Below are 18,696 nucleotides of genomic sequence, written 5' to 3'. Positions count from 1 at the left end.
GCGGGTGCTGTCAGGCGGCGGGGGCGGGCTCGGCGTCGACGGCGATGCGCAGCGCCGCCACCAGGTCGCGGTACAGCTCGTCCGTGGCGTGCAGCTCCTCGTGGGTGCCGCTCGCGCGCACGCGGCCGCCCTCCATGACGAGGATCCGGTCGGCGTCGAGCACCGTGGACAGCCGGTGCGCGACGGTCACGACGGCGCCGTGCCGGGTGTGCGCGCGGATCGCGTCGTGGATCGCCGCCTCGGTGAGGCCGTCCACCTGCGACGTCGCCTCGTCGAGCAGCAGCACGTCCGGCTCCTTGAGCAGCGCGCGCGCCAGGGCGATCCGCTGCCGCTGCCCGCCCGAGACGGCCGACGACACCAGGGAGGTGTCCAGGCCGTCGGGCAGGGCGTCGAGGTCGGCGGCCAGGCGCACCGCCTCGAGCACCGCGCGCACCTCGTCGTCGGTGGCGTCGGGGCGGCTGAACAGCAGGTTCTCCCGGATGGTGCCCGGCACCACCGGCGTCTCCTGCTCCACGTAGGCGAACCGGGCGCGCACCTGCGCGTGGGTCAGGTCGCGGTACGGCACGCCGTCGAGCCGCACCTGGCCGCCGGTCGGCTCGAGGAAGCGCAGCAGCAGCGAGAGCAGCGTCGTCTTGCCCGCCCCGGAGGGGCCGACGAGCGCCACGTGCCCGCGGCGCGGCACCTCGAGCGTGACGTCGTGCACCACCGGCGTGTCCTCGGCGTAGCCCGCCGTGACGCCGTCGAGCACGAGGACCGGCCTGGCCGGTCGGTCCCGGTCGTCGTCGCCGTCGTGGTGCGCGGCCCCCGCGGCGCGCGGCGCGACGGCCGGGCGCGCGGCGTCGTCCTCCTCGAGCTCCATCGTCCCGACCTCCCGGATCCGCTCCGCCGCGGCGAGGCCGGACTGGAGGGTGGTGAACGCCTGGGTGAGCTCCGAGATCGGCCCCACGATGTTGAACGCGTAGAGCAGGAACGCCACGAGGCTGGAGACGGCGAGCAGGTCCTGCGAGACGCGCCAGGCGCCCAGACCGAGGATCACGATGATGGCGAGCTGGATGCCGCCCCACGAGACGGTCCACGCGACCGCCTCGGTCTTGACCGCCGTCACCGCGTGCTTCCGCGCCTCCCGCGCGTCGCCGAGGATCTTCGTCCCCTGGCGCTCCTCGGCCCCGCTGGCCTTGACCGTGCGCACGGCGCGCACCGCGCCCTCGACGGCGCCGCCCAGGCGGCCCACCGCCTCCTGCGTGCGGTGCTGCGCCTTGCCGATGCCGGGCAGGAGCAGGCCCATCGCGACGGCCACGACGACGATCGCCACGACGGTGGAGCCGAGCAGCGTGAGGTCGAGGACCGCCATGAGCACGAGCGTGCCGACCAGCGAGATGAACCCGTTGACGAGGCTGACCAGGCTGTTCGACGTCGCCTCGCGCAGCAGCAGGGTGTCGGAGGTGACCCGGGTGACGAGCTCGCCGGCCGGCTTGGACGTGATGGCGCCGACCTTGGCCCGCAGGTAGCGCGTGACGATTGACGACCGGGCCTCGTAGACGACGTCCTCCGCGAGGCGGCCCAGCAGGATCCACTGGAACAGCCCCACGACGGAACCGACGACCATGAGCGCGAGCAGCCAGGCGACCGGCCCGCCCAGCGACGCGCCGGTCGACAGGGTGTCGAGCACCCACTTGGTGACCATCGGGGTGGCGAGGCTCATCGCGGTGGCCAGCAGGCCGAGCACCAGCCCGAGCGCGAGGGTGCGGCGGTGCGGGCGCACGAAGCCGAGCAGGATGCGCAGGCGCTCGCGGCCGGACGTCTCGGGGGTCGGCGGTGCGGTGGCGGTCATGCTGTCAACCATCGTTGACGCTCCTCGGTCTCGTCAACCCTGGTTGACGCTACTGGCGGCGGTTCGCTGCGGTCGGCCGGATTCCAAAGTGGAACACGAGTGTTCCAACCCGGTCAAGCACTATTCCATTCCGCGGGTGTAGCGTTCGCCGCATGACGGAGGTGCAGGACGTCGAGACGGGAGCCCGCGCGCGCACGCGCCGAGCGATCGTCGAGGCCGCGGTGACCCAGCTCGCGCGCGACCCCGGGGTGGCCCTCGGGCAGGTCGCCGACGCCGCAGGGGTCGGCCGCACCACGCTGCACCGCTACTTCCCCGAGCGCTCCGACCTGCTCGAGGCCGTCGGCGCCGAGACCGCGGCGCGGCTGGAGGAGGCCCACGACCGCGCCCGGCTCGACCAGGGCACCGCCCGCGAGGCGCTGCGCCGGCTCTGCCCCGAGTACCTGCTGCTCGGCGACCACCTCACGCTGCTGTTCACCGAGGTGGTGCCCGACGGCCCCGCCGACGGGTGCGCGGACGACGACCCGATGGTCGCGCTGGTCGAGCGCGGGCGCGCCGACGGCAGCCTCGACCCCGAGCTCAGCCCGGCGTGGGTGATCGGCACGATCTGGGCGCAGCTCTACCTGGCCTGGGAGACGCTGCGCGAGGGCCACGAGTCGCGCCACGACGTCGTGCAGCAGCTGATGCGCACGGTGGACAAGGCGCTCGCCCCCTGACGGGCCCCCGCGCGGTCAGCCGTGCAGCGCGACCTGGTCGTGCGGGGCGACGCCGTGCGAGCGGCCCGGGTACCGCAGCCCGGAGAAGTACAGGGTCGTGTGGGCGACGATGTGCTCGGCGGGGACGGCGACGCCCTCCCACACGGCGTCGGTCGTCGTGTGGGCGTCGCTCACCAGGGTGACGTCGAGACCGCGGGCGGCGGCGGCCTGCGTGGTGGTCCGGATGCAGTAGTCGGACTGCGCCCCGGCGACGACGAGGCGCGTCGCGGCGAGGTCGTGCAGCACGACGTCGAGATCCGTGCCCGCGAACGCGTCGCGGTACGCCTTGCGCACCAGGGGCTCGCCGGGGGCTCGCTCGAGGGGCGCGGCGAGCTGCCAGCCCGGGGTGCCCTCGGGCAGGTCGCCGTGGTCCTGCACCCACACCACCGGGGTGCCCGCACGGCGTGCGCGGTCCACCAGCGCGGCCGTGCGGCGCACGACGCCGTCGGCGTCGAGGCACCCGTCGAGCACCCCGACCTGCAGGTCGATCACCAGCAGCACGGTCCGCCCGGTCGCGGTCGACCGGGGCGCCGGAGTCGTGTCCACCGTCGGTCAGGCGGTCGCCGCCGCGGCGGCGCGGGCGCCGGCCGGCAGGGCGTCGAGGATGCGGTTCACGGCGGCGTCGTCGTGCGCGGCGGAGACGAACCACGCCTCGAAGACCGACGGCGGCAGGTTGACGCCCGCGTCGAGCAGGGCGTGGAACAGCGCGCGGTAGCGGTACGCCTCCTGCGCCTGGGCCTGCGCGTAGTCGCGGACGCCCTCGGCGGCGGCGAACGGCCCGAAGAACGTCGAGAAGAGGGAGCCGGCGCGCTGCACCCGGTGCTCCACGCCCTCGGCGGACAGGGCGTCGCCGAGCGCGGTGGCGATCGTGTCCGCGACGGCGTCGACCCGCGCGTAGACGCCGTCGTCGGCCAGGCGCAGCGTCGTGAGGCCGGCGGCGACGGCCACCGGGTTCCCGGAGAGCGTGCCCGCCTGGTAGACGGGTCCGGTGGGGGCGAGCTGGTCCATGATCGACGCCGGGCCGCCCAGCCCCGCCACGGGCATGCCGCCGCCCACGACCTTGCCGAAGGTGATCAGGTCGGGCGTGTACCCCTCGCCGCCCTCGCGACGGATCCGGGCGTTCTCCAGCCCCCACCAGCCGGACGGGCCGACGCGGAAGCCGGTGAGCACCTCGTCCATGACGAACAGGGCGCCGTGCGCGCGCGTGACGCGCCGCAGCCCCTCGTTGAACCCCTCGGCCGGGGGCACCACGCCCATGTTGGCGGGGCTGGCCTCGGTGATGACGGCGGCGATGCGCGAGCCGTGCTGCGCGAACGCGGCCTCGACGGCGGCGAGGTCGTTGTACGGCAGCACGAGGGTCTCGGCCGCCGACGCCTCGGTGACCCCGGCGGTGCCCGGCATGGCGAGCGTCGCGACGCCCGACCCGGCCTCCGCCAGCAGCGCGTCGACGTGGCCGTGGTAGCAGCCGGCGAACTTCACGACGAGCGGGCGACCGGTGACGCCGCGCGCCAGGCGGACGGCCGTCATCGTCGCCTCGGTGCCCGTGGAGACGAGGCGCACGCGCTCCGCGACGGGCACCCGGCGGCGGATCTCCTCCGCGAGCTCCACCTCGGCCACCGTGGGCGCGCCGAACGACAGGCCGCGCGCCGCGGCGTCCTGCACGGCCGCGACGACCTCGGGGTGCGCGTGGCCCAGCAGCGCCGGCCCCCACGAGCAGACGAGGTCCACGTACTCGCGCCCCGCGACGTCCGTGACGTACGGGCCGCGCGCGCTCGCGAGGAACCGCGGGTCGCCGCCCACCGAGCCGTACGCCCGGACGGGGGAGTTCACGCCCCCGGGGATGGCGGCCTGGGCGCGCAGGAACGCGGCGCGGTTGTCGGTGGTGTGCGTGCTGGCGGTCACTTGATCCACTCCGCGATCTCGTTGGCCCAGTAGGTGAGGACGACGTCGGCGCCGGCGCGCTTGATGGCGGTCACGGACTCGAGCACGGCGGCCTTCCGGTCGATCCAGCCGTTCGCGGCGGCCGCCTCGATCATCGCGTACTCGCCCGAGACCTGGTACGCCGCGACCGGCACGTCCGACCGGTCCGCGACGGAGCGCAGCACGTCGAGCGACGTCCCGGCCGGCTTCACCATGACCATGTCCGCGCCCTCGGCGAGGTCGAGGTCCGCCTCGCGCAGGCCCTCGCGGGCGTTGGCGGCGTCCATCTGGTACGTGCGGCGGTCGCCCTGGAGGGAGCTGTCGACGGCCTCGCGGAACGGGCCGTAGAACGCGCTCGCGTACTTGGCGCTGTAGGCGAGGATGCTCACCTGGTCGAAGCCCGCGTCGTCGAGCGCGTCCCGGATGACGGCGACCTGGCCGTCCATCATCCCGGAGGGCGCCACGACCTCCGCGCCCGCCCGCGCCTGGGCGACGGCCATCGCCGCGTACCGGTCGAGGGTCGCGTCGTTGTCCACGGAGCCGTCGGCGGCGAGCACGCCGCAGTGGCCGTGGTCGGTGAACTCGTCCAGGCACGTGTCCGCCATGACGACGGGGCCCGGGCGCCCGGACGAGCCCGCTGGAGCCTCCGCCTCGACGGCGGCGACGGCCTCGCGCGCGACGCGGATGCCGCGCTGGAGGATCCCGTCGGGGTCGTCGCCGGCAGTGCCCGTCGCGTCGCGCTCGGCGGGGATGCCGAACAGCATGACGCCGCCCAGGCCCGCGCGTGCCGCGTCGGCGACGGCGTCGCGCAGCGTGGCCTCGGTGTGCTGCACCTGGCCGGGCATCGACGTGATCGGCGCGGGCTCGGCCAGGCCCTCCTTGACGAACAGCGGCAGCACGAGGTCCGCCGCGTGCAGGCGGGTCTCGGCGGCCAGGCGCCGCATCCGGGGGGTGGTGCGCAGGCGGCGCGGTCGGTACACGATGCCGGTGCCCGAGGTGCTCACGGGTGCTCCTTCGCTGAGGTGTCGGGCGCACGGTTCGTTCCCGTGGGCCGAGTGTCTGACAGTGCCGGGTCTGACGGTGCGAGCCCTGACAGCGCCCGCTCGACGGCGGCGGCGAGCGCCTCGTCGGTGGGGTGCGCCGCGACCGCGGCGACGTGCAGCCCGGCGTCGCGGGCGGCGTCGGCCGAGGGCGTGCCGATGGCGACGACGGGCGTGCCGGTGCCCGCCTGCGCGGCGATCTCGCGCGCCACGGAGCCGGACGAGACGACGACGACGTCGAAGCCGCCGGCGCGGGCGCGCTCCGCGAGGTCCGTGGGCAGCGCGTGGCGCACGGTGCGGTACGCCGTCACGACGTGCGGCGCCCAGCCGCGGTCGGCGAGCCCGTCGTCGAGGGTCGGGCGGGCGAGGTCGCCGAGCGGCAGCAGCACGGCCGGTGTCTCCGGGTCCGTGACTGCCGGGTCGGGGAACGCCGCGACCAGGCCGGCGGCGGTGGCGTCGTCCTCGGGCACGAGGTCGGTCGTGACGCCGACCGCGGCGAGGGCACGGGTCGTCGCGGGCCCGACGGCGGCCCATCGCGCGGGGGTCTCCGCGAGGCTCGTGCCGGTCCGGGCGGCGGCGTCGGCGAGCGCGTCGACGGCGTTGACGCTGGTCACGACCGCCCAGACGTAGGCGCCCCGGGCCAGGCCGCGGACGGCGTCGTCGAGCGGGGCGAGGTCGTCCGCCGGCGCGCGCTCGATCACGGGGGCCGCGACGACCTCCAGCCCCAGGTCGCGCAGCCGTGCCACGAGGCCGGCGCCGCGCTCCGGCGCGCGCGCCACGAGGACGGACCTCGCCGGGGGCGAGGTGGCGGGGGTGGCGTCCTCGGCGGTCACGCGCCCTCCGGGTCGTCGGTGCCGGTGGGGGTGTGCAGGGGCTCGACGTCGGACCGCGGCGCGACGTCGTCGTCCTCCGCGGTGCGGGGCTCGCCCGTGCCGCCCACCAGCGGCGCGAGGCGGGCCGCGCCGTCGGCGAGCAGCGACTCGGCCACGCGGACGCCCAGGGCGGTCGCGGCGTCGTCCTGCGTGGCCCGGTCGCGGGGGCCGGCGTCCGCGGCGAGGGCCGCCGACGCGCTGTGCGTGAGCTGCTCGGTCCCGTCGACGCGCGCGACGACGGCGGTGAGCTGCAGCTCGCCCGCCTCGACGCGGGCGTGCGCGCCGACCGGCGCCGCGCACCCGGCCTCGAGCCGCGCGAGCACCGCGCGCTCGGCCAGCACCGCGAGCCGCGTCGGGCGGTGGTCGAGGGCGGCGAACGCGTCGGCCAGGGGGGTGCCGGGCGCCAGGTCGGCGGTGCGGGCCTCGACGGCGAGGGCGCCCTGCCCGGGGGCGGGGGCCACGACGACCGGGTCGAGCGCCTGCGAGACCACCTCGGTGCGGCCCAGCCGGGACAGGCCGGCGAGCGCGAGCACGACGGCGTCGAGGTCGGCGTCCGGGCCGAGCGCGCGGGCCAGGCGGGTCTCGACGTTGCCGCGGATGTCCACCAGCTCGACGTCGGGCCGCGCGGCCTGCACCTGCGCCGCCCGGCGCGGGGATCCGGTGCCGACGCGGGCGCCTCGGGGCAGGGTGTCGAGCGTGAGGCCGTCGCGGGCGCACAGCGCGTCGCGCGGGTCCTCCCGCTCCGGGGTGACGATCGTGAGCTCGGCGGGCTGCGCCGTCGGCAGGTCCTTGAGCGAGTGCACGGCCACGTCGCAGCGCCCGTCGAGCAGCGCCTCCCGCAGCGCGGTGACGAACACGCCCGTGCCGCCCAGCGAGGCGAGCGAGCCCGTCTTCACGTCGCCCTCCGTGCGGATGCGCACCAGCTCGACCGGCCGGCCCAGCAGCTCCTCCAGCCGGCGCGCGACCAGGCCGGACTGCGTCGTCGCGAGGGCGCTGCCGCGGGTGCCGAGGCGCAGCGGGGCGGGGGCGGTCTCGGGGGTGCTCACCGGTCCAGTGTCGCGCAGCGGCACGGCCTGTGGACAACTCCCGGGCGGCCCGGAGGCCGATCTCACACGCTTCTCCCGTCGTCATGACGCCGGGTCATGACGATGCGTCACCACCGCCCCCGCGTTGTCAGGATGTGCGCCGGGCACACCGCGCGCTCATCCTGACAGCTTGAGGTGCGGGCGACCCGTCAGGACCCGCGCCCGGGATACCCCGGGCCCGTCCTGACAGGTCGCGGGTCAGAGGGCGGCGACGGCGGCCTGCGCGTGCGCGACGATCGCCGCGAGGCCGGTACCGGCCACCCAGCCGCCGGTCACGGCCAGCCCCGGCGTGTGCCCGACGGCGGCGGTGAAGGCGCCGACCTGCGCGCGGTAGTCGGGGGTGGGCGGGGGGAGGGAGCCGGCCCAGCGCTGCAGCAGGTGGTCGCGGACCCGGTCGGTGAGGTCGACGCCGAGCAGCGCGGACGCGTCGCGGGCGGCCTCGTCGGCCGACGGCGGCTCGGTCGCGGTGCCGATCCGGCCGTACGACAGCCGCACCACGTGCACCCCCGGCCCGGCCACGGCGCGCACGCGGTCGGCCAGCCACGGCCACTTCGCGGTCGCGTGCGTCAGCGCCTTGGCGCGCACCTCGTCCGCCCCGGCGCCGTCGGGTGCGACGAGGAGCCCGGAGCCGCGCGGGGCGTCGTCGAGCTCGGGCGCGTCGAGCAGGAGCGTCGCGAGCCAGATGTCGGCGCCGGCCTCCGGCGTCGGCGCGGGCACGGACCCCGGCCCGACCGCGCCCGGAGCCGTCACCCACGGGGCCAGCAGAGGTGCGACCTGCGGCGTCGTCACGACCAGCCGCGGCGCGCGCACGGTGTCGCCGACGGTCGTGGTGACCTGCCAGTCCGCGCCGACCCGCTCCACGCCGTCGACCTGCTGCCCCACGCGCACGGCCGCGTGGATCGGGCCGGTCGCGTCGGTGCGCGGGGAGTCGGCGAACTCCTCGGCGCTCGCGGCGATCTCACCGGTGAGGGCCTCGACGATCGCGTGGATGCCGCCGTCGATGCCGCGCACGGCGGACCCGGCGGGCGCGGCCGCCCGCAGCTCCCCGACGGCGCGCGACAGCGACGCGGTGCGCGCGAACGCGTCGAGCAGCCCGGGTGCGACGGCGGCCACGTCGAGGCGGTCGAGCGGCGCCGAGTGCACCCCGGTGGCGACGGGCGCGACGAGCCGGTCGGCCACGCGCCGTCCGAGCCTGGACCGCACCAGCGTCCCGAGGTCCGTGGTGTCGGCGACGAACCGCGGCAGCACGCGGTCCAAGGCCGCTCGTGCGACGCCGGGCCTGCCGATCGCGCGGCGGACGTCGGGCGCCCACGGCACGGAGGGGATGCCGAGCACGCCGGCCTTCGGCAGCGGGAAGGCGTGACCCGCGGCGTACCCCCACGCGGACAGCGGGGCCGGGCTCACGACGTCCAGCCCGAGCTCCTCGGCCAGGTCCGTGACGGCGGTGCCGCGCGCCGCGAACGACTCGGCGCCGAGGTCGAGGCGCACGGGCAGCGAGCCGAACGCGCCGCCGCGCACGGGCCCGCCCACGCGGTCGGACGCCTCGAGCAGCACCACCTGCAGGCCGCGGTGGACGAGGGTGCGGGCCGCGACGAGCCCGCCGATCCCGCCGCCGACCACCACCGCGTCGACGTGCTCGGGCGGCCGGGCGGGCCGGCCGGAGGGCACGTCGTCGGGGGCGCCGAGCGGCGGGAGGGGCGTCACAGCGCGTGCACCAGCTCGACGACGCGCGTGAGCACGGTGGGGTCGGTGTCCGGCGGCACGCCGTGGCCGAGGTTGACCACGTGCCCGGGGGCCCCGGCGCCGCGCGCGACGACGTCGCGCACGTGCGCCTCGAGCACCGGCCACGGGGCGCCCAGCAGCGCGGGGTCGATGTTGCCCTGCACGGGGACGGCGCCGCGCGGGTGGTCGGCGAGCAGGGCGGCGGCCTCGTCCAGCGGGGTGCGGTAGTCCACGCCGACCGCGGGGTGCGTGACGCCGGCGGCGTCGAGCACGTCGCGCAGCGCCGGCAGCAGGTGCCCGGTGCCGGTGCCGAAGTGGATGGCCGGGAGGCCGCCGTCGTCGCCGGGGAGACGCAGGTCGGCGACGTGCGCCAGCGCGGCGGTCGACGACGGCGCCACGTGCGCGGTGTAGTCGGCCAGGGACAGGGAGCCCGCCCAGGAGTCGAAGAGCTGCACGGCCGAGGCGCCGGCGAGCACCTGCGTGCGCAGGAACCGGCCGGTGAGCTCGGCGGTCCAGGCGGTGAGGCGGGCCCACGTCTCCGGGTCGGCGTGCATGAGGGTGCGGGCGGCGAGGTGGTCGCGCGACGGCCGGCCCTCGACCAGGTAGGCGGCGAGCGTGAACGGCGCGCCGCCGAACCCGAGCAGCGGCACGTCCCCCAGCTCGGCCACGGTGAGGCGCACGGCCTCCGCGATGGGGGCGAGCGCGCCGTCGTCGAGCGTGCGCGACGTGAGCCGGGCGACGTCCTCGGCCGTGCGGTACGGCTGGTCCATCACGGGCCCCACCCCGGGCTTGATGTCCACGTCCACGCCCGCGAGCCGCAGCGGCACGACGATGTCGCTGAAGAAGACGGCGGCGTCCACGTGGTGGCGGCGCACGGGCTGGAGGGTGATTTCCGCGGCGAGCGGTGGCCGGAGGCAGGAGTCGAGCATCCCTACCCCCTGACGGACCTCGCGGTACTCGGGCAGGGAGCGGCCCGCCTGCCGCATGAACCACACGGGGGTCACGTCCGGACGCTCGCCCCGCAGGGCACGCACCAGCGGGGAGCGCGTCGTCCGGCCGTCGACCAGCGGGTGGCCGGCGGGCAGCGGGTGGGTCTCGCGGCTGGGCTCGGGGGCGATCGTGGGGGATGTCACGGTTCATGATTCTGCCCCGCTTGTTCGGCCCTCTTAAAGTGGAGCCACTGTGGTACTCCTCTCTCTCACCGCCTCGCACCGCGAGCTGGACCTGGACGCGCTCGAGCGGCTGTCCACCGGGTCCGGCTCCGTCGGGCGCGTCGCCGTGGGGTCGTGCGGGCCGGTGCAGGGCGCCGTGGTGATCTCCACGTGCAACCGTTTCGAGCTCTACCTGGACGTCGACGCGCCGCTGCAGGGCGACGCCGTGCGGCACACCACGCGGCACGTCGCGGCGCTCGTCGCCGCCGGCTCCGGGGTGTCCGAGGAGGTCGCGGCGGACTCCTTCACGGTCCGGACCGGGCCGGAGGTCACCTCGCACCTGTTCACCGTGGCCGCGGGGCTGGACTCGATGGTCGTGGGGGAGCGGGAGATCGCCGGGCAGGTGAAGCGCGCCCTCTCCGAGGCCCGGACGGACGGCACCACGTCCAAGACCCTCGAGCTGCTGTTCCAGACGGCGTCGCGCACCTCGAAGCGCGTCGGCACGCGGACGGAGCTCGGCGCCGCAGGGCGGTCCGTCGTGTCGCTCGGCCTCGACCTCGCCGGGCGGGACGTCGTCCCGGGCTCCGCTGGCCGGGACGTCCCGGGCGGCCGTGCCGACCAGGACGGGTCGTGGCGGGGCGTGCGGACGGTGCTCATCGGCACGGGCTCGTACGCGGGGGCGTCGGTGGCGGCCCTGCGCGCCCGCGGCTGCGACGACGTGCGGGTGTACTCGCGCTCCGGCCGCGCCGAGGCCTTCGCGGCGGGCCACGACGTCGTGGCGGCGCCGGACCTGGTCGAGGCGCTCGCCGACGCCGACCTCGTGGTCTCGTGCTCGGGCGCGCGCGGCCGCCGGCCCTCGGGCGGCGTCGCGGACGGGCAGGCCGAGGCGTCCCTGGAGTACGTGCTCGACGCGGCCGCCGTGGTGCGCTCGCGGGAGCGGGCCGCGGCCGCCGCGGGCGACGAGCCGGAGCCGCGCCCCCTGGTGGTGCTCGACCTGGCGCTGCACCGCGACGTGGACCCGCGCGTCGCGGACGTCGAGGGCGTGCTGCTGTACGACCTCGGCACGCTCAAGGCGCACGCCCCGGCCACCGCCGCGGACGTCGTCGACCGGGCCCGCCGGATCGTGGACGACGCGGCCGCGGGCTTCGAGGAGACCCGCCTGGGCCGCGCGGCGGACGCCGCCGTCGTGGCCCTGTTCGACGCGGCGGAGGTCGAGGTCCGGCGCGAGGTCGACGCGGCGGTCGACCGCCTCACGACCGAGCTCGCGGCACGCGGCGGGACCCCCGACGAGGCCGACGTCGACGCCATCGCGCGCGACGTCCGCAGGCGGGTGCACGCCGCCCTGCACGGCGAGATCGTGGCCGTGCGCGCGGACGCGCTGGCCCGGGCGCGGGCCGAGGAGGCCGCCGTCGTGGCGGGCGCCGAGGAGCTCGTCGAGGGCGCCGAGCGCACCGGTCGCCGCTGACGGTCCCGTTCCGACGCAGCACTGTCGCGAACCTCCCACAGAGCCCGGTTCGCCGGGTGGGGGCCCAGATCACCCTGTTTCAGCGCGCGCGTCCGGCATGTCAGCACTAGCGTGCCGAAAGCGGGCACCTGGCCGCCCCTGTCGGCCGTCGACGGTGTGGGAACCGCCTTCGAAAGGACGCGCTGAACATGGACACCTTCTGGGACTTCTTCTGGTACCTCGTCTGGATCTTCCTGTTCGTGGCCTACCTGATCGTCCTCTTCCAGATCCTCACCGACCTGTTCCGCGACCGGGACCTGTCGGGCTGGTGGAAGGCGGTGTGGGTCGTCTTCCTGATCTTCGTGCCGATGATCACCGCGCTGATCTACCTCATCGCCCGCGGCCGGGGGATGTCGGAGCGTCAGCTCGCGGCGGTGAAGGAGGCCAAGGCCGGCACCGACGCGTACATCCGGGAGGTGGCGGGCTCCCCGGCCGAGCACATCTCGTCGGCGAAGAAGCTGCTCGACGAGGGCACGATCACGCCCGAGGAGTACGAGCGCCTCAAGGCGAAGGCCCTCTCCTGACCGCCCACCGCTGACCGGCTCACGACGCCCGGCCCCGCCCCGCGGGACCGGGCGTCGTCGTGCGCGGGTCCCGGTGTCCGACCGCGCCGCTACGCTCGGCTGCCATGAGCAGCGCAGCCCCGGCCCCGGCGCCCCGCCTCGGCGTGATCGACATCGGCTCCAACACGGTGCACCTGCTCGTGCTGGACGCCCGGTACGGCGTGCGGCCCGTGCCGCACGCGGAGCGCAAGATCACCGTGCGCCTGATGCGCTATCTCGACGCCGACGGCGCGCTGTCCGACGAGGGGCGGCGGGCGATGCTGGCGGCCGTCGACGACGTCATGGAGCTCGCGCGCGAGTCGGCGGTCGACGAGCTGCTGCCGATGGCGACCTCCGCACTCCGGGACGCGGCCAACGGTGCCGCGGTGCTCGCCGAGATCGCCGGGCGGGTGGGCCGCGAGGTGGTGGTGCTCTCCGGCGAGGACGAGGCCCGGCTCACGTTCCTCGCCGCCCGCCGCTGGCACGGGTGGGCGGCCGGGCGGCTGCTGGTGCTCGACGTCGGCGGCGGCTCGCTGGAGATCGCGTCCGGCGTCGACGAAGAGCCGGACCTCGCCGCGTCCGTGCCGCTCGGCGCCGGACGGACCACGCGCGAGTACCTGCCCGACGACCCGCCCCCGCCCGAGCAGGTGCAGGCCCTGCGCGTGCACGCCCGCGCGCTGCTGGCGCCCGTCGTCGACCGGCTCGCCACCGTGCCGGCGCCCGACCACGTGGTCGCGACGTCGAAGACGTTCCGCTCGCTCGCGCGGCTGGCCGGCATGCAGGTGGAGGCCGTCGGCCCGGACGACCGGTGGCGGATGCGCCTCGTCCAGCTCGCGGACTGGGTGCCGCGCCTGGCTCGCCTCACCGCCGAGGGACGCACCGCGCTGCCGGGCGTGACGCCCGAGCGCACGTACCAGATCGTCGGCGGCGCGGTCGTGGCGGAGGAGACCATGCGCGCGCTCGGCGTCGACGAGGTCGAGATCTGCCCGTGGGCGCTGCGCGAGGGCGCCGTGCTGCAGTGGCTCGACCACCTGTAGGCGCCCGACCTGCGGGCGCCCGTCGGCAGGGCCGGGATCAGCGGGAGGGGCCCTGCACCCATGCCGCGCCGGACGCCGACACGCGGACCCCGTCGGGGCGTTCGACGACGACGAGCAGGACGGCGGCGCAGGTCGCGCAGCGCACGACGCCGCCCATCGCGGACAGGTGCACGGTGGTGCGGGCGAGGACGTCGGTGTGCCCGCAGCTCGCGCAGCGCACGACGGCGCGCGTGGTCTCGAAGGCGTAGACCTCGCTCAGCGCGCCGGCCAGGGCCGACCCGTCGAGGGCGGGCCCGTCGGGGAGGGTCGGCTCGGGGGACGACATCAGGCACCTCCGAAACGCTCGGTGCGGACCCGGTCGGGCGGGTGCCCGAGGCCGGTGAGCAGCCCGGCCGCCGCCTCCACGAAGCCGGTGGGGCCGCAGACGAACACGGAGGTGCCGTCGGCGGGCCCGAAGCCCGGGGCGACGAGGTCGTCGGTCGTGATCCGGCGCGGCGGCGCCGGCCAGCCCGGCGGGGCCTCGCGGGTGAAGACCCAGCGCACGTCGAACCCCCGGTCGGGGGTGTCGACCTCCCCGCGCTCGATCGCGTCGGCGGGCGTGCGCACCGAGCACACGAGGCGGAACGGCGCCCGGCGCCCGGTGCTGCGCCGGGCGCGCAGCATCGCGAGGAACGGCACGACGCCGGACCCGCCGGCCACGAGCAGCACCGGGGCGGTGTCGGCGTCGTGCCACACGAAGTACCCGCCGAGCGGGCCGCGCACCTCGAGCTGGTCTCCCGGCCGGGCGTCGCGGACGAGGTAGGGCGACACCTCGCCGTCGGGCACCTCGTCCACCACGAGGTCGACCCGCTCGTCGTGCCCCGTCTCGGCGAGGGAGTAGGCGCGGGTGGCCTGGTAGCCGTCGGGGGCGGTGAGCCGCAGGTCGACGTGCTGGCCGGGCAGCGCGCCGACGAACCCCGGCGCCGACAGGGTCAGGGCGCGGGCCGTGCGCGTCAGCGGTCGTGCGCCGACGACCGTCGCGACGTGCCAGCTCACGCGTACCGCTGCTCGAGCCAGGGGTCGCCGTAGGCGTGGTAGCCGTTCTGCTCCCAGAAGCCCAGGTCGTCGTCGTCCATGAGGTCGAGGCCGCGCAGCCACTTGGCGCTCTTCCAGAAGTACAGGTGCGGCACCAGGAGCCGGGCCGGCCCGCCGTGCACCGGCTCCAGCGGCTCGCCCTCGAACTCGAACGCCACCCATGCCTGCCCGTCGAGCAGGTCCTGGAGCGGCACGTTCGTCGTGTACCCGCCGTACGAGCGCGCCATGACGAACTCCGCGCTGGTCTCGACGTCGGCCAGCAGGGTGTCCAGGGAGACGCCGCGCCAGGTGGTGCCGAGCTTGGTCCAGTGCGTGACGCAGTGGATGTCGGTCACGACGTCCTCGGCCGGCAGCGCCATCAGCTGCTCCCACGTCCACGAGACGCCCTCGCCCGTCTCGGTGCGGACGGTGAGCTCCCAGCGGGACTCGTCCACGTTCGGGGTCGGCCCCGCCGACAGCACGGGGAAGTCGTCCGTGACGAACTGCCCCGGCGGGACCTGGTGCTCGGGCTCGGGGCGCCGGCCCCCGAAGCCCCGCGTGACGATGCCCATCGACGTCCCCTCTCGCGGGTGCCCGGCCCTGCGGTGTCGGTCGGCCGGTGCTGGTCCGATCAGACCAGAGGCGCGGCCGTCTCGCACGTGCCGCGGGTGAGGATCATCCGCGCGCGGGTCCTGTCGACCACGCGGCGTGGTCGGCGCCCCACGGGCGCGCCGGCGCCGGGTGGTCGTCGTGGCCGGGCAGCGCGGGGCGGGCGGTCGTGACGCGCGGTCGGCGGCCGTGGCTCACGACCGACTCCGGGCCGGGCTCGGCGGCCGGCGGGGACCCGGGGGCCCGGGGGTCGGCGTCGAGCAGCCACGCGGCGGTGCGTGCGAGCGCCGCCGCGACGTCGCGGCCGCGCCCGTCGGCGCCGCGGGCGACGAGCGCGTCCACGACGCCGGCGGCGAGCAGGTAGCCCGTCGCGTGGTCCAGCGCCTGCGCGGGCAGCGCGCCGGGAGCGACGCCGTCCGCGGACTCGAGCAGCGCGACGCCCGACGCCGCCTGCACGATCGAGTCGAAGCCGCGCCGGTGCGCCCACGGCCCGGCGTCGCCCCAGGCGGACACGTGCGCGACGACGGCCCCGGGCGGTGGCACGAGCCCGAACCGGTCGAGCGCGCCGGGACGGTAGCCGGTGACGAGCACGTCGGCGTCGTCGAGCAGCGCCTGCGCGCGCTCGCGGTCGCCGGGGTCGCGCAGGTCGAGCAGGGTGGTGCGCTTGCCCTGCCCGACGTCGAGGTGCTGGTGGCGGATCTCGGCGGGCACGGGCGGGTCGACGCGCAGCACGTCGGCACCGAGCGCGGCCAGCGCCCGGGTGGCGACGGGGCCGGCGATGACCCGGGTGAGGTCGAGCACGCGCACGCCCGCGAGCGGCGTGGCCCCGCCCGGGAGGACGGCGGGTCGTGCGACGACGTCGTCGCGCGCCTCCGTCCGCACCAGGGGCCCTCGCCCCGCGGCCCGGCCGGGCGCGGACGCGCGCCACTCCGGCTCGGCGCGCACGCGGACGGCGATCGCACCCGCGGCGGCGGCATCGTCCTCCAGCGCCGCGGCGGAGGCGTCCGCGAGCCGGGCCGCGAGGGCGTCGCGGCCTGTGCCGTCGGGCATGCCGAGCAGGTGTAGCAGCCGGGCCCGGTGGTGCGGGTAGTTGGCGTGCGTGCGCACCCAGCCGTCGCGGGTGCGGAAGAAGCCGGACAGCGGCGCGAACCCCGGGACGGGTCGCCCGTCGAGCCGCAGCAGCCGGTCGGAACCGAACGACGCCGCGACCCGGGCCGGCGCCGGCCCCCGCTCCACCAGCGGGCCCGTCGCGCCCGCGCGTCGGGCGGCCGAGGCGAGGGCCGCGACCGACCCCAGCGCCAGGTCCAGGGCGGGCAGCGTGGCGGCGAGCCAGGCGTCCCGCGCGCCGTCGAGCGGCGGGACGTCGTCGTCGGGCGGGGCGCCGTCGCCGAGGCCTGCCCGGTAGTCCGCCACGAGGCGGCGCCACGGCTCCATCCCGTCACCGTACCCACGCCCGGCGAGGGCGGAGGGGGTGGCCGGGCCGATAGGATCGCGGGCATGGCCAAGAGCTCTGCGACCGCCCCTGTCCTGCGTCCGTTCGAGGGTCTTCCCGGGGAGGCCGACTGGGTCGCGCTGCGCGAGGTCGTGCCGTCCGCCACGGCCACGGCGCGCACGACCGCCGACCACGGCGGGAGCGACGTCACCGTCACGACCGTCCTGCCCGGCGGCTGGTGCGCGCTGCACCGCGAGGACGGCACGGTGCTGCTCGCGCTGCAGGGCCTGGGCGCGTCCGACGACCTCAGCCGCGACCTGGCCGCCGCGCTCCTCGCGGCGCTCGCCGCCGAGCCCGGCTCGGGCGTGCTGCCCGAGGACCTGCCGGCCCCGGCGGACGACGACCCGCGCCTCCAGGACGTGCTCGACCTCGAGGTCCCGTTCGAGGTGACCGTGCACGACGGCTACGACTACTGGATCGACGCCGGCACGCAGATGACGGACGAGATCCGCGAGTCCCTCGACGAGGCGGCGGAGTCGTCCATCCCCACCGTGAAGCTGGCCTCGGTCCCCGCGGCGTACTGGTGCCGGATGTCGCGCGAGTTCCTGCGCTGGGCGCGCACGGAGGACGAGGATGCCGTCGTCGACGCGATCGCGCGGCTGCACGCGCGCCGCGAGTCGGGTCTCGTGGGCGGCAAGTTCCTCGGGATGTTCCGCGCCTGCGGGCTCGTGGTGCCGGTCTGGGAGCTGCCGCGCGGCACCGAGGCGGCGGAGCTGGAGGAGCCGGTGGCGGAGCTCGCGGGCAGGCTCGAGGAGGCGCTCGCGGTCACCGAGCCGCTGGACGCGAACGAGCGACGGGCCCGGGCCGGTATCGTCTCCCGACAGGTGACGTTGCGCTGACGCGGCGCCGCCCGGCGGCCTCGGTCGCCGGCGGTACCCCGCGACGTCGCGGGCTCCGCACGATCTTCACGGACCGTCCCGGTCGACACCGTTTCTTGACCCTAGGTCGGGCGTTCCGGGGGAGTACAGTTTCTCAGGAAAAGATTGCTCTTCTGATCCCCGGTGATTCCCCCAAGGGGGCACCGCACAGCACGCCGGCGGACCGCCGGCCGACACGGGCGAGAACCCAACAGGCAGGGAGTCGTGAACACGGACCACGGGGCGACCCGCACGGGCGCTGAGGTGTCCACCAGCCAGGACGAGGCCGGCGAGCGGAACTCCGTCGCCGGCGGAGACGGCAGCGTCGCGACGACGCGCGTGGGCGCGCTGCCGGTCGCCAAGACCCCGCGGCCGCCGGCCGCGCAGGGGCGGCGCAACCCGCAGCGCGTCGCGGTGATCATCCCCGCGAAGGACGAGGCGGCGCGCATCGCGGCGACGGTGCGCTCGGCCCGCGCGATCCCGCACGTCGACCTCGTGCTCGTGGTCGACGACGGCTCGACCGACGACACGCAGCACGTCGCGCGCGACGCGGGCGCCGTCGTCGTCCGGCACTCGCACAACCGTGGCAAGGCGGCCGCGATGGAGACCGGCGCGGCGGTGGTCGCGATGCGCGACGCCGACGGCCGCGCCCCGCGGCTCCTGCTGTTCGTGGACGGGGACCTCGGCGACACCGCCGTCAACACGGCGCCCCTCGTCGCCCCGGTGCGCGAGGGCGTGGCCGACCTCGCGATCGCGCTGCTGCCGAAGCAGACCGGGGCGGGCGGCCGCGGCATCGTCGTCGGCACGGCGCGGCGCGCCATCCAGCACCTCACCGGGTGGAGCCCCAGCCAGCCGCTGTCCGGCATGCGCTGCCTCACCCGCGAGGCGTTCGAGGCGGCGACGCCGCTGGCGCACGGGTGGGGCGTCGAGACGGGCATGACGATCGACCTCCTGCGGCAGGGGTACGTGGCCGTCGAGGTGCCGTGCGACCTCAAGCACCGCGCGTCGTCGAACGACCTCAAGGGCCAGCTGCACCGGGCCGGGCAGTACCGGGACGTGGTGCTCGCGGTCAACGCGCGCCGCGTGCGCGGGGCGGTGGACGCGGTGCGCGGCATCGGGCGCTCGCACGAGAGCGCGCAGTCCTGACCGGGGCTCTCGGGTGCCGATCTGGTGCCTGAGCAGCGCCGACACCTCGCGTCGACAATGTCGCCGGGGCGTGGCTAGGCTCG

At 76.7% G+C, this 18,696-nt stretch carries 18 protein-coding genes; 6 read left to right on the top strand and 12 right to left on the bottom strand.

Features of this window, described 5'->3' with window-relative positions:
• Positions 1 to 10 precede the first annotated feature (10 nt).
• Positions 11 to 1,831 (bottom strand): ABC transporter ATP-binding protein, encoded by a 1,821-nt coding sequence (locus ACFQ8E_RS20150; RefSeq protein ID WP_430552341.1) that lies wholly within the window; start codon positions 1,829 to 1,831, stop codon positions 11 to 13.
• A 152-nt stretch (positions 1,832 to 1,983) separates the two neighbouring features.
• Between ACFQ8E_RS20150 and ACFQ8E_RS20145 the strand changes: the two genes are divergently transcribed.
• Complete coding sequence (locus ACFQ8E_RS20145) at positions 1,984 to 2,544, top strand: TetR/AcrR family transcriptional regulator (protein ID WP_430552340.1); 561 nt, start codon at positions 1,984 to 1,986, stop codon at positions 2,542 to 2,544.
• Positions 2,545 to 2,559: 15 nt separating this feature from the next.
• On the opposite strand, the gene ACFQ8E_RS20140 is transcribed toward ACFQ8E_RS20145, so the two are convergent.
• The 7 genes from ACFQ8E_RS20140 to hemE all read right to left on the bottom strand — a co-directional run bounded on the left by ACFQ8E_RS20140 (position 2,560) and on the right by hemE (position 10,355).
• On the bottom strand, positions 2,560 to 3,075 hold the full coding sequence (locus ACFQ8E_RS20140) for an isochorismatase family protein (RefSeq protein WP_430552339.1): 516 nt from the start codon (positions 3,073 to 3,075) through the stop codon (positions 2,560 to 2,562).
• A 60-nt stretch (positions 3,076 to 3,135) separates the two neighbouring features.
• Complete coding sequence (hemL, locus tag ACFQ8E_RS20135) at positions 3,136 to 4,494, bottom strand: glutamate-1-semialdehyde 2,1-aminomutase (protein ID WP_430552338.1); 1,359 nt, start codon at positions 4,492 to 4,494, stop codon at positions 3,136 to 3,138.
• On the bottom strand, positions 4,482 to 5,447 hold the full coding sequence (gene hemB, locus ACFQ8E_RS20130) for a porphobilinogen synthase (RefSeq protein WP_430552370.1): 966 nt from the start codon (positions 5,445 to 5,447) through the stop codon (positions 4,482 to 4,484). The genes hemL and hemB overlap by 13 nt, the downstream gene beginning before the upstream one ends.
• A 56-nt stretch (positions 5,448 to 5,503) precedes the next feature.
• Positions 5,504 to 6,376: a uroporphyrinogen-III synthase gene (locus ACFQ8E_RS20125; protein WP_430552337.1), complete on the bottom strand. Its 873-nt coding sequence runs from the start codon at positions 6,374 to 6,376 to the stop codon at positions 5,504 to 5,506.
• Positions 6,373 to 7,461 carry a hydroxymethylbilane synthase gene (gene hemC / locus ACFQ8E_RS20120; protein WP_430552336.1) on the bottom strand — a complete coding sequence of 363 codons (1,089 nt, stop codon included), beginning with the start codon at positions 7,459 to 7,461 and terminating at the stop codon, positions 6,373 to 6,375. The genes ACFQ8E_RS20125 and hemC overlap by 4 nt, the downstream gene beginning before the upstream one ends.
• 237 nt (positions 7,462 to 7,698) lie before the next feature.
• Complete coding sequence (locus ACFQ8E_RS20115; protein ID WP_430552335.1) at positions 7,699 to 9,204, bottom strand: protoporphyrinogen/coproporphyrinogen oxidase; 1,506 nt, start codon at positions 9,202 to 9,204, stop codon at positions 7,699 to 7,701.
• Entirely contained in the window at positions 9,201 to 10,355 is a 1,155-nt protein-coding gene (hemE, locus tag ACFQ8E_RS20110; protein WP_430552334.1) for a uroporphyrinogen decarboxylase, read from the bottom strand. Before hemE ends, ACFQ8E_RS20115 begins: the two co-directional genes overlap by 4 nt.
• Before the next feature lie 49 nt (positions 10,356 to 10,404).
• Here hemE and ACFQ8E_RS20105 point away from each other — a divergent pair, with 49 nt between their 5' ends.
• The 3 genes from ACFQ8E_RS20105 to ACFQ8E_RS20095 all read left to right on the top strand — a co-directional run bounded on the left by ACFQ8E_RS20105 (position 10,405) and on the right by ACFQ8E_RS20095 (position 13,456).
• On the top strand, positions 10,405 to 11,838 hold the full coding sequence (locus ACFQ8E_RS20105) for a glutamyl-tRNA reductase (protein WP_430552333.1): 1,434 nt from the start codon (positions 10,405 to 10,407) through the stop codon (positions 11,836 to 11,838).
• 188 nt (positions 11,839 to 12,026) lie between these two features.
• Positions 12,027 to 12,401, top strand: coding sequence for an SHOCT domain-containing protein (locus tag ACFQ8E_RS20100; RefSeq protein ID WP_430552332.1), 375 nt, complete (start codon positions 12,027 to 12,029; stop codon positions 12,399 to 12,401).
• Positions 12,402 to 12,505: 104 nt separating this feature from the next.
• Positions 12,506 to 13,456 (top strand): Ppx/GppA phosphatase family protein, encoded by a 951-nt coding sequence (locus ACFQ8E_RS20095; RefSeq protein WP_430552331.1) that lies wholly within the window; start codon positions 12,506 to 12,508, stop codon positions 13,454 to 13,456.
• Positions 13,457 to 13,493: 37 nt separating this feature from the next.
• On the opposite strand, the gene ACFQ8E_RS20090 is transcribed toward ACFQ8E_RS20095, so the two are convergent.
• From ACFQ8E_RS20090 to ACFQ8E_RS20075, 4 genes are all read right to left on the bottom strand, one after another.
• The gene (locus ACFQ8E_RS20090; protein WP_430552330.1) at positions 13,494 to 13,781 is read right to left on the bottom strand and encodes a DUF6510 family protein; all 288 of its coding nucleotides are present in this window, start codon (positions 13,779 to 13,781) and stop codon (positions 13,494 to 13,496) included.
• Positions 13,781 to 14,491 carry an FAD-binding oxidoreductase gene (locus ACFQ8E_RS20085; RefSeq protein ID WP_430552329.1) on the bottom strand — a complete coding sequence of 237 codons (711 nt, stop codon included), beginning with the start codon at positions 14,489 to 14,491 and terminating at the stop codon, positions 13,781 to 13,783. The genes ACFQ8E_RS20090 and ACFQ8E_RS20085 overlap by 1 nt, the downstream gene beginning before the upstream one ends.
• The gene (locus ACFQ8E_RS20080; RefSeq protein WP_430552328.1) at positions 14,488 to 15,081 is read right to left on the bottom strand and encodes a molybdopterin-dependent oxidoreductase; all 594 of its coding nucleotides are present in this window, start codon (positions 15,079 to 15,081) and stop codon (positions 14,488 to 14,490) included. The genes ACFQ8E_RS20085 and ACFQ8E_RS20080 overlap by 4 nt, the downstream gene beginning before the upstream one ends.
• Positions 15,082 to 15,184: 103 nt before the next feature.
• Complete coding sequence (locus ACFQ8E_RS20075; RefSeq protein WP_430552327.1) at positions 15,185 to 16,552, bottom strand: CoA transferase; 1,368 nt, start codon at positions 16,550 to 16,552, stop codon at positions 15,185 to 15,187.
• Between the two features lie 63 nt (positions 16,553 to 16,615).
• Here ACFQ8E_RS20075 and ACFQ8E_RS20070 point away from each other — a divergent pair, with 63 nt between their 5' ends.
• Positions 16,616 to 17,449, top strand: coding sequence for a DUF5926 family protein (locus tag ACFQ8E_RS20070; RefSeq protein ID WP_430552326.1), 834 nt, complete (start codon positions 16,616 to 16,618; stop codon positions 17,447 to 17,449).
• Between the two features lie 243 nt (positions 17,450 to 17,692).
• Complete coding sequence (locus ACFQ8E_RS20065) at positions 17,693 to 18,613, top strand: glycosyltransferase family 2 protein (protein ID WP_430552325.1); 921 nt, start codon at positions 17,693 to 17,695, stop codon at positions 18,611 to 18,613.
• The last annotated feature ends 83 nt before the right edge of the window (positions 18,614 to 18,696 follow it).

This window comes from Isoptericola sp. NPDC056573, from assembly GCF_042793335.1.
Classification (GTDB): domain Bacteria; phylum Actinomycetota; class Actinomycetes; order Actinomycetales; family Cellulomonadaceae; genus Isoptericola.
The sequence above is the reverse complement of the archived record's forward strand: the minus strand, read 5'-3'. Positions and strand labels throughout refer to the sequence as shown.

What these genes read in the sequence shown, in the direction of transcription:
- ACFQ8E_RS20150 (WP_430552341.1), bottom strand. Translation starts at nt 1,831, where the DNA reads ATGACCGCCACCGCACCGCCGACCCCCGAGACGTCCGGCCGCGAGCGC.
- ACFQ8E_RS20145 (WP_430552340.1), top strand. Translation starts at nt 1,984, where the DNA reads ATGACGGAGGTGCAGGACGTCGAGACGGGAGCCCGCGCGCGCACGCGC.
- hemB (WP_430552370.1), bottom strand. Translation starts at nt 5,447, where the DNA reads ATGCGGCGCCTGGCCGCCGAGACCCGCCTGCACGCGGCGGACCTCGTG.
- ACFQ8E_RS20100 (WP_430552332.1), top strand. Translation starts at nt 12,027, where the DNA reads ATGGACACCTTCTGGGACTTCTTCTGGTACCTCGTCTGGATCTTCCTG.
- ACFQ8E_RS20095 (WP_430552331.1), top strand. Translation starts at nt 12,506, where the DNA reads ATGAGCAGCGCAGCCCCGGCCCCGGCGCCCCGCCTCGGCGTGATCGAC.
- ACFQ8E_RS20090 (WP_430552330.1), bottom strand. Translation starts at nt 13,781, where the DNA reads ATGTCGTCCCCCGAGCCGACCCTCCCCGACGGGCCCGCCCTCGACGGG.
- ACFQ8E_RS20080 (WP_430552328.1), bottom strand. Translation starts at nt 15,081, where the DNA reads ATGGGCATCGTCACGCGGGGCTTCGGGGGCCGGCGCCCCGAGCCCGAG.
- ACFQ8E_RS20075 (WP_430552327.1), bottom strand. Translation starts at nt 16,552, where the DNA reads ATGGAGCCGTGGCGCCGCCTCGTGGCGGACTACCGGGCAGGCCTCGGC.
- ACFQ8E_RS20070 (WP_430552326.1), top strand. Translation starts at nt 16,616, where the DNA reads ATGGCCAAGAGCTCTGCGACCGCCCCTGTCCTGCGTCCGTTCGAGGGT.